Consider the following 13,349-nt stretch of genomic DNA (forward strand, 5'->3'; position numbering starts at 1 on the left):
CATAAATTTATCGTTTTGTTATTTTATAAAATCGGAATTAATAATAAAAACAACAACTCGAAAAACGCAACATTGAGTAATTAATAAAATCCTTCTGTAAAACCTGAAGATGTTTTTGATATTTTAGTAATTCTCGTTATAAAAACACAGTCTAATGGTGGGTTTATTACTAAATTTTGGAATGTCAATCCGAAAAAGTGTAACCACCATGCATGGCGAACAAAAAAAAGCAAAGTGACATAAATGTCACTTTGCTCTGTCGATATTTTAAAGATGTTGATTGATCTTTTCGATTTGCTCAAGATAAAACTCCCGCAAAGATCTCATCGTATTCTGATCAGCCTTTTTGATCAGCTGATCTACCTCTTTGGTGGATTTCTGCATGTATTTCTTCCAATGATCAATAGGAGAGGAATTTACTTTTTTCGGTCTTGGCTGAGTACTTAGCCTCATTTTTATATCTGCTACCGTTTGTCCCCCTATTGCCCATTGGATTATTTTATCAAGTTGAGCTCCATCATACTGGCCAATGAATTCAATTTCCGGGGTTTTTATTGGTGCTTCACCAAACAAAATCAAGTCTTTCAGTTCAGCATTCAATTTTTCGATCCCCTCAGCAAAATTTCCATTCCGCTTGATGGTCCTGGCATTAACATTGAATTTTTCAGCCAAATATTCTGCCGTATTTTTTTGCTGAGAAGCATCACCACCACGGCCACTCTTCAAGCGATTGTATTTCCGTCCACGGATGAAATAAACTTCCTGCTTGCTCAGGTTACGACGCCCCATCTGAAGTTCATCCATCCAGTCTTTGACCTCCTCAATATTATCGAAATGCATTTCCTGCACATCAAAATAAAGGTAATCTTTAGGATCTCGTCCCTCGGTACAAATCTGAAAACGGTGATGTCCGTCAATCAAAACGTACTCTTGATGTTCATTCACCCAAACGGTTAATCGGTCCCGACACCCCTGATTTTTTTCAATATCCTGCTTCAGGATTTGATATTCTTCAGGACGCAGTGGTCGAATATATTTTTTCAATTCATCTAGGATAGTGATCTTCTCCACCAGCTGAATCACTGATTGATTGATCAAATCATTTCCTAGATTGAATTCTACTTTTTCAGCTTTGGAGGTCTGTCTTTTGGCGGTAAAACTTTTCTTAGCCATTGATCAATTCATTCGTAAGTGCAACATAATCCTGGGCTCCATTGGAATTTTTGTCATAAGTAATCACATCCATTCCTTCATAACAAGCTTCGGCAACAGCCACATTCTGTCTGATTTTTTGTTCGAAGATCTTGATCATAGGATACTCTTCCTCCAATGTACTCATAAGTCCTTCATGCAGTTTGGTGTTTTTAACCAAGGTGAAGAAAAATCCTTCCACCTTCAGGTGTGGGTTTACCGAAGATACTTTCTTTATCAATCTAACGATATTGGAAAGCCCGTCGATAGAATGAGGTTCAGGTTGTACTGGAATCAAAACAGAATGACTCGCCATCAGACAATTCACCGTCAGAATATTCAATGACGGAGGACAGTCGATCAAAATAAAATCAAAATGAGGCCTCAAGTGGTTAAAAACTTTAGAAAGGCGCTGATTCCCTTCAACATCATCACTTTGAAGTTCTGGCAAAATACTTTCCAAATTTAAGTTTGACGGTGCCAAATACAGTAAGTCATCTATCTTGTAAAGCAGTTCACCGATTTTATAGTCATGCCCATCGCGCATTGCATCAGCGATTTGTCCCTCAAGTTCATACAGTCCAAAATGTCGACTCGCTGATCCCTGGGGATCCATATCTACCAAAAGCACTTTATAACCTAAGTTCCGCAGTGCACTGCTGATATTTACTGTTGAAGCTGTTTTAGCGACCCCTCCTTTGTTATTCGCAATGGCCATAATTTTTGCTCCTCCCTCGTCTTGATAACCGTAACGCTTCAAAACGGTGATTAATTTTTGCAAATTTCCATCACTGAGTTTTTGATAACCACCAATTGCTTTTTGTAGGGACCCTTTTGGGATACCGGCTTGCAGTTCAATTCCGGAAATCGAAAGGGCTTCGTTGTTTTTTAAAAACTTAAAAATAGATCCTGATAGTTCATTCATATCGCTGATGCTTTGTGCTTAAAGCAAATGTAGAATATTTTTATTCTAAATTGAAAATATTACCTTTTTTTTATTCTAAAAAGGTGTGCTTGTAATAGAATTAAACTTTGTTGTTGTTATATTCTACAAATAATGATTTATGCAAATCATGCTGTCCGATTATTGGGGGGGATTCATGGCCCAGTTTTTTTTCGAAATCAGACCGACTTCTTAGTTATTATTGACGAAAAGTGAACAGGAATAACCAAAGAGCAACAACAGATGGACAAAATCAAAATGAGTTCAAAACTCCAAGTGAAAGAACCCCTCAATACTCTCCCCAAGAAAGAAATTGAATTATTGGATGACTATTGAATAAACTCATGGTATTTGAAAAAATTTGATCACCCTTAATAGAACTAACGCTTAAAAATGAAATTCAATAAAGCGAACAGTAATAATCACAAAAACCAACTTGAACATCGCTCAGGATAGTTTTGGTGAGATATGCGGTAATGCGGAACATAGGACACAGTGAGAAATATTCCCTGATACCTCTTAATAGCAGCCCTGATTGACCGGTTGACTCACAAAACTCATTTGGTCAATATGGATGGGGAGTCTTATCGATTAAGAGAGACAATGAATCTTACACAACAGGCATAATTTATTGAAAACAACCATGGGCTTTTAGCCTATTTATTTTACTGTTAATGGTACCCTTTTCGGTTGGAATGGTGATACCCATTTGGTTGGAGATTACACCTCTTATTTTGGTCGATATGAAGCTAAGTTAAACTTCCAGTTTCTTTCTTTAAAGCCGATATCAAAGTTAAAAAAATATTCTAAATACTGTTGCACAAAAGACCTCATCACATACCAATCATTTTTAACCTCTCCGTTCTGTTTAGCATCATATAAAGCTTTATGAACTTGTGATTTTAAATATTCCTGTTGCTCTACATTAAGTCTTTTTTTAACCCTTTCCCATGAATCTCCATCAAATACCATCTTACCTTTTTTATTTCCAGCATCTTTTGATATCGAATCTTGAGAAATAATAAATTCAATAGAATCCAACTTACGCCCTACTCTAATTTCTTTATAATCGATGGTTAAATCTGTCTTTTCATTAATTTCCTTTTTTGACTGTTCCAAAACTTTTCGTTTAAAATCATTCGTCCTCAACAATGTAGTTTCTAAATACAATAGCTCACGTAACTCTTTAATTGAAATAATAAAATGCTTTTTATCACTCCACCTAGAAACCAACTGAAAAATTTTTTTTGTATGTTTTCCTTTTAAAGCCACAATAGAACTCAACTCAAACAGGGTAAAATTGCCTTTTAAATTATGTAGGAAAGATGAAACCGCCTCATTAAACTGAAAGGTGATTCGACCAGAATCGTAATCAATTTCACTAAATATTGGCTTATGGTTCCACTTTCCGTTTTCTCCTCGAACCTCCCAGAAAGTGGATGCTAATGCAGGCAAATTTTCAGACCTATTTCCTCTAATAGCTGTTTCAATTCGGGTATGATTAACAGACTTCCCTCCAAGGTTTTTTAATTCTTGAACAGAAGTTCTATACTTACCCGTCCAAGGATCATTTTCACCTACCTTCGATAACATCACATAAAAGATGTCTATTTGAAGAGGAATAAAATCAACACGACCATTTGTAAGGTCATTAGATTGAGCTACTTTGATTTGGTTTTGTTCGGTCATATCACAAGTAAAATAATTGTTGCGACTTTTCAAAATTTAGGTCGCATACAAATAGTCGCAGAACCATACAAACAGTCGCATTTCCACATACGTTTGGTCGTATAATACTCCGTTTCTACATACAAATAGTCGCACTTAAGCATACATTTGGTCGCAATCGCGAGGCCTATTTATTTGTATTTCAGTAAGTTACAACCCCCTCAATATTACAATAATAGATACAATAAATACAATCAAGAAAGAGAAAAGCAAGAATATTGTACTTTTTCTGGTAAAAAAATAAATATACCTCGCGATTGCGACTAAATGTATGCTTAAGGATACAAAAAATAACCATTGACATACATTTAGTCGCATTTGAATAATCTCAAGCTCTTCGCTATCACTATTTCTAGAAAGTAACTAGCTTTAAATTAGTCAATTAATAATTCTCCATCTGGAGATATTTGAAGTTTGATGTCAACTTCAATACCAGCAGATTTTAATGAAATTACTTTCGTGCTTTTGTCAATTTCAATTTCTTTTTCTTTAAATGAAATACTTAAATCTAAATCAAGGATATCAGCAAGCTTTCTAAGGTTACTTATTGAAGGTTCGCTATGCCCTGTTTTCCAATTACTGATTGTTGTGGCTGATACCCCTAATAATTCAGCCAAGTGTGCATTGGACAATTGCTTACTCTGAATAGCTTTCTTGATAATTGTATTTAATTCCATTACCGAAAGTATCAAAATCAATTTGATTAATAAAAAACCGCTAAATAATTTTGGATATATCAAATTTAAATTGATATTACATCAAATTCAATTTGACAAATAAATAAAAAGGAGGTTAATGTCAGTTTACCCTTTCTTTCCCTTTAGAAAATGAGTAGATGCAATCCATCTATTTAACTCTTACTAGGGCCATGTTTTTTATTACTTTTGTTATATTTACGTTGTGTATAAAAAATTATTCATTAAATTGTCGAAAATAACACTGATCAAAAGACGAAAAATCAGTCGAGAATAAATAAAAAAAGCCGCTAGCTTGGAACTAAACGGCTCAAAATTTAATAATAACTTATTTAAAAATGGAGAAAAAAACCCATTTAACCAATCTAGACGGTACTTTTTTAAAAAGCGAGCCGCAAATTTCCGAAGAATTAAAGGAATGGATTCAGCCACTTTCGGAAGAGCAATTTCAGCAGCTCAAGGAAAACATTGAGCGAGAAGGGGTAAGAGATCCTTTAACGATGTGGAAAGAAAAAGGCCTATTGGTCGATGGACATCACCGATTTAAGATTATTCAGGAATTAGGTTTATCCTGGGAAACTGTTCCGGTAATATATCAGTCTTTTGATTCTATTGAGGATGTCAAAGATTGGATGATCCTCAATCAATTGGGACGCAGAAATTTAAATTCGAATGAGCTTTCCTATTTGCGTGGTAAGCTATACAATCGTGAGAAAGGAAAACGAGGGGGACAAGAAGGAAATTCCAATTATTCTGGAAGAGACGAATGTGCCAATTTGACACATTCGTCTACAGCTGAAAAAATTGCTAATGATTTTTCTGTAGGAGAAAGAACGATTCATAGAGATAGTGATTATGCTAAAGGTGTCGATATTATTGGTAATGAGGACCCAAACTTGAAAGCTGATATACTTTCCGGAAAAAAGAAAGTATCGAAAGCTATAGTCCAAAAACTTGGAAAAAAAGGGAAAGTAGATGGACGTACCAGTCTGAATGAATTAATTGAAATTTCAAGGGGTGAAGCTGAGGAAACCATGAAAGCCAGGAAGGAGGAAGAGAAAAAAGACGCCAAAGAGGAATTCATCAAGAACATGACTGAGATTCATGATTACAAAGAATTCTATGTCATAAGGGAGCAAATCCTAACTTTATTTAAAGATCACCTGGATGACATTGAAAGCGCTGTGCCCGATGAAACAAAATATTTATTAGGGATAACGAATCGGCTTCACGTTTTGGTCGAGCATCATTGGGACAATGTGGTGTCTAAAGAAAAATAGAGTATCCTGTACGTTTTATGGAATTTAGGTATTTTCCCTTATGCTTTTTACGCAATGTATAAATCATAAAGGTTTGGTAGGTCTTGCTGCCTCTTGGTTAAAGAGGCGCAAGCCTTCAAATCAGATCAGTTGTACCGAAGTATTTACTGAATTGGTTACCATTAATAATACTGGTGAGATTCCTGACGTGATTGGCTTCAATTATTGGACTTCCGTTGTGGTTGAGGTAAAAACGAGTAGGGCTGACTTTTTGAGGGATAGGAAAAAGCCCTTTCGACAGGAGCCAATAAAGGGCATGGGAGAGTTCCGGTATTATTGTGTTCCAAAAGGATTAGTGAAGAAAGATGAATTACCCAACAGTTGGGGTTTACTGGAGTATGATTCTGGTAAATTGGTCTGTTCGCTACTTCCTGAAAGAATGAAAAGTAACGCTGTTGAGGAGCGGATATTCTTATTGTCTGCTTTAAGGAGATTAAAAAAGTAGTTCTGCCAATTTGAGGCAGGAGACACAAATCAGAACGCATGGACTGAAGGGAGGAAAAAGGGAGTATACCGGTTAGTGCTAGTATTCCAATTATTTTCATTCATTTAAAAATTAGTTTCATGGAACAGTTTATTGAAGCTTTCAATATTATCTGCCTTGTTTGGGCAGGGATTGCCCTTCCAGTTTTTATTTTTCTTTGTGTTCAAATGGCAGGCGTCTTCTATAAAAAGTTTGAGGTTCTATTACTGAAAAAAAGCTGTAATTCGATCCTGTATTTCTGCCTCTTTTGGTGGATTCCTTTGTTGGTAGCTTTCGGGGTAATGATTAATCTGTATCCAGCATTTGCCAAGAATGATTTTCTATGGCTAACGGATCATTTGGCCGACTATGCAGATAGCATGGTTTCTCCTTATTTGTATCTTCCTATTGGCTTTTTTGTCTGGGTGGGATTGGTGATATTTCTCATTACTGGGCCGTTAAATTGGTTTTTTTCCATTATACAAGACCGCTTTAAAATTGATCGAGATTTACTCCAAATTATTTTTATGCTGGCTTTTTTAAGCGTAATCTATTTGGTTGTGCTATTGATTCCCCAAAGCCCTATTACTGTAATAATTCTTTCTATAGCCCTTTTTAATTCTCTCATATTAAGCCTGAGATTTCCGCAATTGGTTCCAGCTATGAGAATGAGTCCGACGGATGCGGGTTGGGAGAATGCAGGCAATAAATTCCGCGATATACTGGAGGAGATAAAAAAAGCAGTAAGGACTAAAGGGGGAGAAATGTAACCCATTTTCTCTACGGTTTTTGGGAAGTCCGGACTGTTCCTTTCTTGGGGCAGATCCTCCCGGACTTCCGAAATCACTAAGGTTTAGGAGCCGCTTTGCGGCCAGAGTTAATTGAGGTCACCAGGGAGGCAAGCTCCCATGACCTCAAGGTTGGAGTCCTCTCCCCCACCCGCTTTTTTAGGCGTCGCTTTGCGACAATGCTTCTAATGAGGCCACGGAGGGCCAATACCAAAAATTGGATTTTTGTTGTTGCAGGATGTGCTTTTGAGTCCCTCAAAAGCTATCCCTGCCGACGAGTCGGAATATTTGGCGCAACTTAACTGAAAATAGAAATGAGCAAGCAAGAATTAAATACCCGGCTTTTTGAAAGAGAGAAGTCCGGAATTTTCAGGACTGAGCAAAGTTTGGAAATGGCGAAAGATGATGTTCATCGGAAAGAATACATCCAATACCTTCAACGTATTTCTGCCCGGAAAGACTACATAAAGAATTGGCCATTTTATACGGTCATTAGTCTGAAGGGAAAAGAGCGTCGAGAATTAGGGAAAGTAGTAGCAGCGTATTTGACCACACTTAACCGAAAATAAAGATGAAAAGAAAAGCAGCAAAAAAGCCGCCAATGGTTGCCTTGAAATTCAGAGTTTCTCAGGCAGAGCACGAGCAAATCAAACTGATGCAAAGCCAGCATAATCCGGAGAATCTTTCGGCCATGCTTCGACAATTTGTGATGGATGCTGTGAAGGAAGAAAGAGTTTATCAAAGAGATTCGAAGCAGGATGTTATGCAGTCCATTCATTTGCTAGGAACGGTAATGAGTAACTGTCATTTTTCTTTAGAGGAATGTAAAGGAGGTATTTTATTGGGCTATCAGCATGGCCGGATAAAGGAAGAACAGGTTGAGTTACTATTAAAGGTGATAGAGACTTACACTTCTACGCTTTGTGAACTCACATTGGCCTATCGGAATTTAGTTTCGTCACTGATATGAGTGCCCAGGCGAAAATACTCAGTAGTGCCGGAGGGAAATTTAATGCGGTACAATATAACGACCGGAAACGTGACGGCGAAAAGGCGGAATTGCTTAAAGTAAAGAATTTTGGGCAGTTGGAAATGATGGGTGATAATGCTCGCAGAGAAGACTATGTTAAATACCTTCAGGCAGTTTCTTTCCGAAATGAAAACGTAAAGAATAAGCAATTTCATGCCGTTCTCAGTGTGAAGGGCGATGCATTGTCCCATGAGCAATTAGCGGAAATGGCGGAGGACTATATGAAAGAAATGGGCTATGGTAATGTTCCATACTTGGTATTTGGTCATTATGATACTGCAAACAATCACGTTCATATCGTCAGTACTCGCGTGGATATGGATGGTCAAAAGATTGATGATAGCTTCGAGCGTTTGAAATCTCAGCAGGCGATGCAGAAGATTCAGAATATTAGTCCTGAGCTGGAGTTTAAAGCGGTTCATCAGGATATCTCAAAATATTCTTTCTCTACCATGGCGCAATATAAAGCCCTGGGGGAAGCATCCGGATATATCATGAGGCTGAAAGGGGAGAAGATGGAGTTCATTAAGTACGGCAAGGTGCAGGGGACCGAAGATAAGGCAGTGCTGGAAGAGCGGATGAAAGCTTATAAAAAGGATCAGAAACGTATCAAGCAGCTTCGGGCGATCTTTCATAAATATAAGCCGGCCATGGAGCACGAGGCTTTTCAAAAGTTTCTGCAGGAGAAATTTGGTGTTGAGCTTTCCTTTCATGTTGGGGAAGGAAAAAAGAAAGCGTATGGCTACACGATTATAGATCATGCCAGTAAATCAATATATAAAGGTGGTGAAGTCATGCCTTTAGAATCCTATCGCAAAATGGAAAGTATGGAGCGAAAGAAAGAGTTGGCCAAAGAGATCATTAAGCAGTTTGAATATAAATCCGAGGATAAGCACTTCACTTCCTTTCAAAAGGCGCTGAATGAAAAAGGGTTTTGGGCGAAACATGATGGAACTGTCTTAATCTCCGGAACCAATGAGGCTTTAGCACAAATGCGACCCTGGGATTTGGAAATGTTGAAAGCCAATACCAGACTGGCCGAAGCCACCAGTTACAATGCCTATAGTTTCGAAGGGGCGGTAATGCTCTCGGAATTATACCAGGTTCAATTGAAGCATATTTCTATTCGGGATATGGATGTTGAACAAAAGAATTTTATCAACCTAATCCGAAGTGGAATGCAAACCACCTCATTAGGGGAGCTTCAGAAATCACTTGGATTTGAAGTCATTCAACATAAAGGAGAGCATTATTTCATCGACCGCCAGTTCGGGATTGTGGTGGACCGCAAAGACTTGGCCGATGAAAAAAACGATCTAAAATTCGAAATAGCCTCTGAAGCAAAAGTATACAATCTCTACTCGCAAAGGCAGCAGACAGAGGTGTTAGATCAGGCGATGGAAAATGGACAGGGGCTGAGTCTGAATTTATTAGCGCAATTGGCATCAGCATTCAGTGCTTCGCCTGAGCGTGACCGGAAGCGAAAAAATAAAAATCAAATACAGTATTAACCCATAAACTTAGTCGATCATGATCATACTAATGGCAAATCAAAAAGGTGGTGTAGGAAAAACCACACTTTCTATCCTATTGGCTAATTTTTTAGCTGAGAAAGGAAAATCCACATGTGTTATTGATTTGGATGTTCAGAAATCAGTAGTAGACAATTATAATAATGCACTGGGCAAAGGTTGGAGCAATGCATTAATCCAGGTGTATGACGGGAAAAGTGCTCCGGACCTTAAGCAGCTCAAACAGGAGGGGAAGGTGGTGATTATTGATTTACCCGGTCGACTGGATAATAAAATAATGCAAAGTCTGATCAAGAAGGCGGATGCAGTTATATGTCCTTTCATATTTGACCCGATCACTTTTAAATCAACACTGGTCTTTGCGCAATTGTGTACTGTCCTTATACCAGGGGATTATCGTAGTAAGTTGTTCTTTCTTCCCAATAAAGTAAAGTCCAGCGTCAAACTGGAAAATGAAAAGGAGATCCACAAGATTTTAAAAAGGTTTGGGAAAATCACCCCACGGATTCCTGATCTGGTTTGCTTTCAAAGAATCCCTTCTTTTTCAATCAATCAGGAGCAGGCGAAGCGCTCTCAAAATGCTTTTGATTACTTGATGTACAATTTATAAATCCCTACTACTATGAGTTTCATGCAAAATCTCCCCATCGCCCAATTTACTGATTGGGAAAAGAAGTATTTAATGCTTTATGCAAAAGGTCATAAGGTTAAGACTCTATGTATTATGTTAAATACATCGTCTAGTGACCTTCATCGTAAGCGTAATTCAATACTTGAGAAGACTAATTACCCCACAGTCATAGAACTCATAGCCTCTATTAAACGAGGTGAAAACATTAGAGATAAAAACATACATCAAATATTAAGCGAAAGGGAATGTGAAGTATTCGAATTACTTCGGGCGGGTAAATCCCACAAAGAAATAGCAGAAACACTATTTATATCGAAAAAAACCGCTGATGCACATATTAGCAACATTTATGTAAAGCTCAATATCCGCAATAAAATCGATTTGTTTAACCGCTATTAATTCAATAGCATAAATAATTATCTATATATGAAAGACAATAAATTTCCTTACGAGCAACTAGCTCAAATTGGCGTCAATAGAGATACTATTGACGGCATGAAGAAAGAAGAACGGGAAGCGCTTTTCCAAGGTAAACCTTCATCGATAATGAATCTAACTATCAGTAAAAATGATATTGATTTTATTGGCAAGGGTAAGATTTCTTTATATGAAAAGCCAGGAGGGGAAATAGGCGTGAAGGTCCACCCTGTGCGTGCAGAGATTAAGAACGAATACAACCTTAGCCCCAAACAGTTTGAGCGCCTAAAAGAAGGAGAAACAGTACTTCATGACACCGTGCGTGATGGTAAAAGTAGTACTTACCTCCTGCAAGCGGACAAGCAAACCAATGAGGTTCGCTTTACAGAAGTGCTGAGCGTAAAAATTCCGGATAAAATTCAGGGTTATGTCTTGCAAAGCGCAGAAAAGAATATGCTCAAGCAAGGCCAGAAGGTTGAGTTCCAGAATGAAAAAGGAGAGCGACAATCTATTAAACTGGATTTGATCGCACCTAAAGGTATTAAAGTAGATCCTGTGGTGTTGTCGAAGGACAACAGCTTAAAGCAGGATCAATCATTTGCTGTTAGTCGATAGTTTATGAATGCTAAAATTGAAAAGGCCGCAGCTTCTTTGCGGTTGCGGCCTGTTTCTTACATCGGAGAGAATACTATTTCCGAGTATTCAAAAGCAAAGAAAATTGCCAAAACACTGAAGCAATACTCCAATACCATTGATCAGATGGTCTATCTCAAAAAACACCGATTTCTATCGATGAAGGAAGTCCTTACGCAATTTGAAGCCATTCTCTTAGGGATGTCACCCGGAAAGCTGGAGCCTTATTGGAATATGCATCAAAGTGATAACGAGTTGGCAATGGTCAAATTATTCACTGAAAGAAATATCAATAAGCTATGATGGACTTAGAAAAAATTAAACATGAGGTTTCCGTCATCCAGGCCGCTACCATCTTAGGGTACAAATTCAATCCTGAGAAGGGAAAAAAGACTCCTGAGCTAACTCATCCAACACTTGGGAATATTGTAGTCTACAACCCAAACGATGCTTATAAGCAACGCTATTTTACCAGGGGGGATGATCTGGACAAAGGCAGTGTTATTGATTTCGTGAAAAATCGAGTCGGTGCTTTTAACACATATAGCAGTCGGCAAGGTTTTGGACAGGTTGTAGATATCTTAAACTCCTTAGCTGGCGGGAATATAGAACAGCAAATCCCCATCAATGCGCCTCCGGATAAGGAATTTAGCTTGAAGGATTATAACATTGGTCCTATCCAAATGAAAGAGATGGGCTATCTGAGCAATGAAAGGAAGATACCTCCCGAAACGCTTAAAGTGTTTCAGGATTCAATAATGAAAGAGAGCAGGGGGAAATTCTGGAATGTTGCTTTTCCGATTCGGGCCCCGGCTGAAGAGACCATCATTGGACTGGAGTTCAGAAATAAAAACTTCAAACGCCAGGCGGATGGATCGGACAGAAAAAACGGGCTTTGGATTGCAGATCCGGAGAAGGTTGGTAAAGAAGCCAAACAGGTCTTTATAAGTGAGGCTCCTATTGATGCCATTAGCTTCTATCACCTTCATAAAAACAAGATTGACTTTAAGGAGGCTATATTCGCTGCAACCTGCGGAACTCCTTCAAAAAGTCAGATCGAGGCGCTAAAGAATACTTACCAACAAGCTAAATTTTCAACGGCCTACGATAATGACATTGCCGGGGAAGCATTTAACATCAAAACAGCAGCTTGGCTGGAAGGAAAGGAAGTAGCTGTCCGGCAAAAAAAAGAAGATCCTGAAATTCACATCAAACTGAACGAGCAAACTTTTCGGATTAATAAAGATAATCCTTCCCTATTCAATAGTTTTCGAAAAGCGGCAAGTGTAGGAAACTCCTTAACCGCTTATAAGCCTCATACAAAAGACTTTAATGAGGATTTACAAAAAGGCTTGATGCCCAGGGAGCTGATTCCATACGATCAAATGAAGTCTATAGGTATTTCCAAAGCCGATATAGAAGCCATGAGTAAAATGGAGCGTGAGGCTTTTTTAAAAGGGGAATCCTCTCCGATTATGAAGCTTAAAGTCGAAAAAGAAGGCACCACCTACTCAGGGCAAGCAAAGGTTTCTCTATATGAAAAAACAAATGGCGAAATGGCCATAAAGGTGCATCCAGTAAGGTTGGGAATTGAAAACAATTATAGCTTAAGTGACCAACAATTCTCAAAGTTAAAGGATGGTGAAATTGTAGCTCATCAGGTCAATAAAAACGGAACCTTAAAGGACTATCTTTTACAGGCTGATACAAAGACCAACGAGGTCAAATATGTTGATGTCAGCTCAATTAACTTACCTGATCGGATTCAGGGCTATGTCTTGCGGAATGAAGAAAAGAACAAACTAAAAACGGGGGAAAGTATTGAAATCCAGAATGAACGGGGGGAGCGGCAATCTATTAAGCTGGATTTGATCGCACCTAAAGGATTGAATGTACAATCGACCCGTGGCATTATTCAAAATGAAACCAGTCACTCCCAGACTGCTTATCTCAGTAGATAAGGCTAAAATATTATTGAT

16 protein-coding genes are annotated in these 13,349 nt (G+C 38.2%); 12 read left to right on the top strand and 4 right to left on the bottom strand.

What is annotated here, in order from left to right; translation table 11 throughout:
- Positions 1-267: 267 nt before the first annotated feature.
- Positions 268-1,173, bottom strand: coding sequence for a ParB N-terminal domain-containing protein (locus AAA970_RS25420; protein WP_338239736.1), 906 nt, complete (start codon positions 1,171-1,173; stop codon positions 268-270).
- A complete protein-coding gene (locus AAA970_RS25425) occupies positions 1,166-2,116 on the bottom strand; it encodes an AAA family ATPase (protein WP_060690540.1) in 951 nt (316 codons plus the stop codon). The genes AAA970_RS25420 and AAA970_RS25425 overlap by 8 nt, the downstream gene beginning before the upstream one ends.
- Before the next feature lie 549 nt (positions 2,117-2,665).
- Between AAA970_RS25425 and AAA970_RS27880 the strand changes: the two genes are divergently transcribed.
- Positions 2,666-2,761: an ATP-binding protein gene (locus AAA970_RS27880; RefSeq protein ID WP_420916755.1), complete on the top strand. Its 96-nt coding sequence runs from the start codon at positions 2,666-2,668 to the stop codon at positions 2,759-2,761.
- A gap of 102 nt (positions 2,762-2,863) precedes the next feature.
- Here the strand turns inward: AAA970_RS27880 and AAA970_RS25430 are convergent, their stop codons facing one another.
- Complete coding sequence (locus tag AAA970_RS25430) at positions 2,864-3,823, bottom strand: replication initiation protein (protein ID WP_338239737.1); 960 nt, start codon at positions 3,821-3,823, stop codon at positions 2,864-2,866.
- A gap of 413 nt (positions 3,824-4,236) precedes the next feature.
- Positions 4,237-4,539 (bottom strand): helix-turn-helix domain-containing protein, encoded by a 303-nt coding sequence (locus AAA970_RS25435; protein WP_338239738.1) that lies wholly within the window; start codon positions 4,537-4,539, stop codon positions 4,237-4,239.
- Between the two features lie 356 nt (positions 4,540-4,895).
- On the opposite strand from AAA970_RS25435, the gene AAA970_RS25440 reads away from it, so the two are divergent.
- The 11 genes from AAA970_RS25440 to AAA970_RS25490 all read left to right on the top strand — a co-directional run bounded on the left by AAA970_RS25440 (position 4,896) and on the right by AAA970_RS25490 (position 13,331).
- Entirely contained in the window at positions 4,896-5,837 is a 942-nt protein-coding gene (locus tag AAA970_RS25440; RefSeq protein WP_338239739.1) for a ParB N-terminal domain-containing protein, read from the top strand.
- Positions 5,838-5,877: 40 nt separating this feature from the next.
- Positions 5,878-6,321: a hypothetical protein gene (locus AAA970_RS25445; RefSeq protein WP_338239740.1), complete on the top strand. Its 444-nt coding sequence runs from the start codon at positions 5,878-5,880 to the stop codon at positions 6,319-6,321.
- A 119-nt stretch (positions 6,322-6,440) separates the two neighbouring features.
- Positions 6,441-7,109, top strand: coding sequence for a hypothetical protein (locus tag AAA970_RS25450; protein ID WP_338239741.1), 669 nt, complete (start codon positions 6,441-6,443; stop codon positions 7,107-7,109).
- A 332-nt stretch (positions 7,110-7,441) separates the two neighbouring features.
- Positions 7,442-7,696 (top strand): hypothetical protein, encoded by a 255-nt coding sequence (locus AAA970_RS25455; protein ID WP_338239743.1) that lies wholly within the window; start codon positions 7,442-7,444, stop codon positions 7,694-7,696.
- 2 nt (positions 7,697-7,698) lie between these two features.
- Positions 7,699-8,097 (top strand): hypothetical protein, encoded by a 399-nt coding sequence (locus AAA970_RS25460; protein WP_338239745.1) that lies wholly within the window; start codon positions 7,699-7,701, stop codon positions 8,095-8,097.
- The gene (locus AAA970_RS25465) at positions 8,094-9,668 is read left to right on the top strand and encodes a relaxase/mobilization nuclease domain-containing protein (RefSeq protein ID WP_338239746.1); all 1,575 of its coding nucleotides are present in this window, start codon (positions 8,094-8,096) and stop codon (positions 9,666-9,668) included. Before AAA970_RS25460 ends, AAA970_RS25465 begins: the two co-directional genes overlap by 4 nt.
- 19 nt (positions 9,669-9,687) lie before the next feature.
- Entirely contained in the window at positions 9,688-10,299 is a 612-nt protein-coding gene (locus tag AAA970_RS25470) for an AAA family ATPase (RefSeq protein WP_084792921.1), read from the top strand.
- 12 nt (positions 10,300-10,311) lie between these two features.
- Entirely contained in the window at positions 10,312-10,719 is a 408-nt protein-coding gene (locus AAA970_RS25475) for a LuxR C-terminal-related transcriptional regulator (RefSeq protein ID WP_060688677.1), read from the top strand.
- A 27-nt stretch (positions 10,720-10,746) separates the two neighbouring features.
- The gene (locus tag AAA970_RS25480) at positions 10,747-11,352 is read left to right on the top strand and encodes a DUF4099 domain-containing protein (protein ID WP_338239747.1); all 606 of its coding nucleotides are present in this window, start codon (positions 10,747-10,749) and stop codon (positions 11,350-11,352) included.
- 3 nt (positions 11,353-11,355) lie between these two features.
- Positions 11,356-11,673 carry a hypothetical protein gene (locus AAA970_RS25485; RefSeq protein ID WP_338239748.1) on the top strand — a complete coding sequence of 106 codons (318 nt, stop codon included), beginning with the start codon at positions 11,356-11,358 and terminating at the stop codon, positions 11,671-11,673.
- Positions 11,670-13,331 carry a DUF4099 domain-containing protein gene (locus AAA970_RS25490; protein WP_338239749.1) on the top strand — a complete coding sequence of 554 codons (1,662 nt, stop codon included), beginning with the start codon at positions 11,670-11,672 and terminating at the stop codon, positions 13,329-13,331. The genes AAA970_RS25485 and AAA970_RS25490 overlap by 4 nt, the downstream gene beginning before the upstream one ends.
- The last annotated feature ends 18 nt before the right edge of the window (positions 13,332-13,349 follow it).

Origin of the sequence: Persicobacter diffluens (assembly GCF_036244895.1) — a bacterium.
In the GTDB taxonomy this organism is placed as follows: Bacteria; Bacteroidota; Bacteroidia; order Cytophagales; family Cyclobacteriaceae; genus Persicobacter; species Persicobacter diffluens.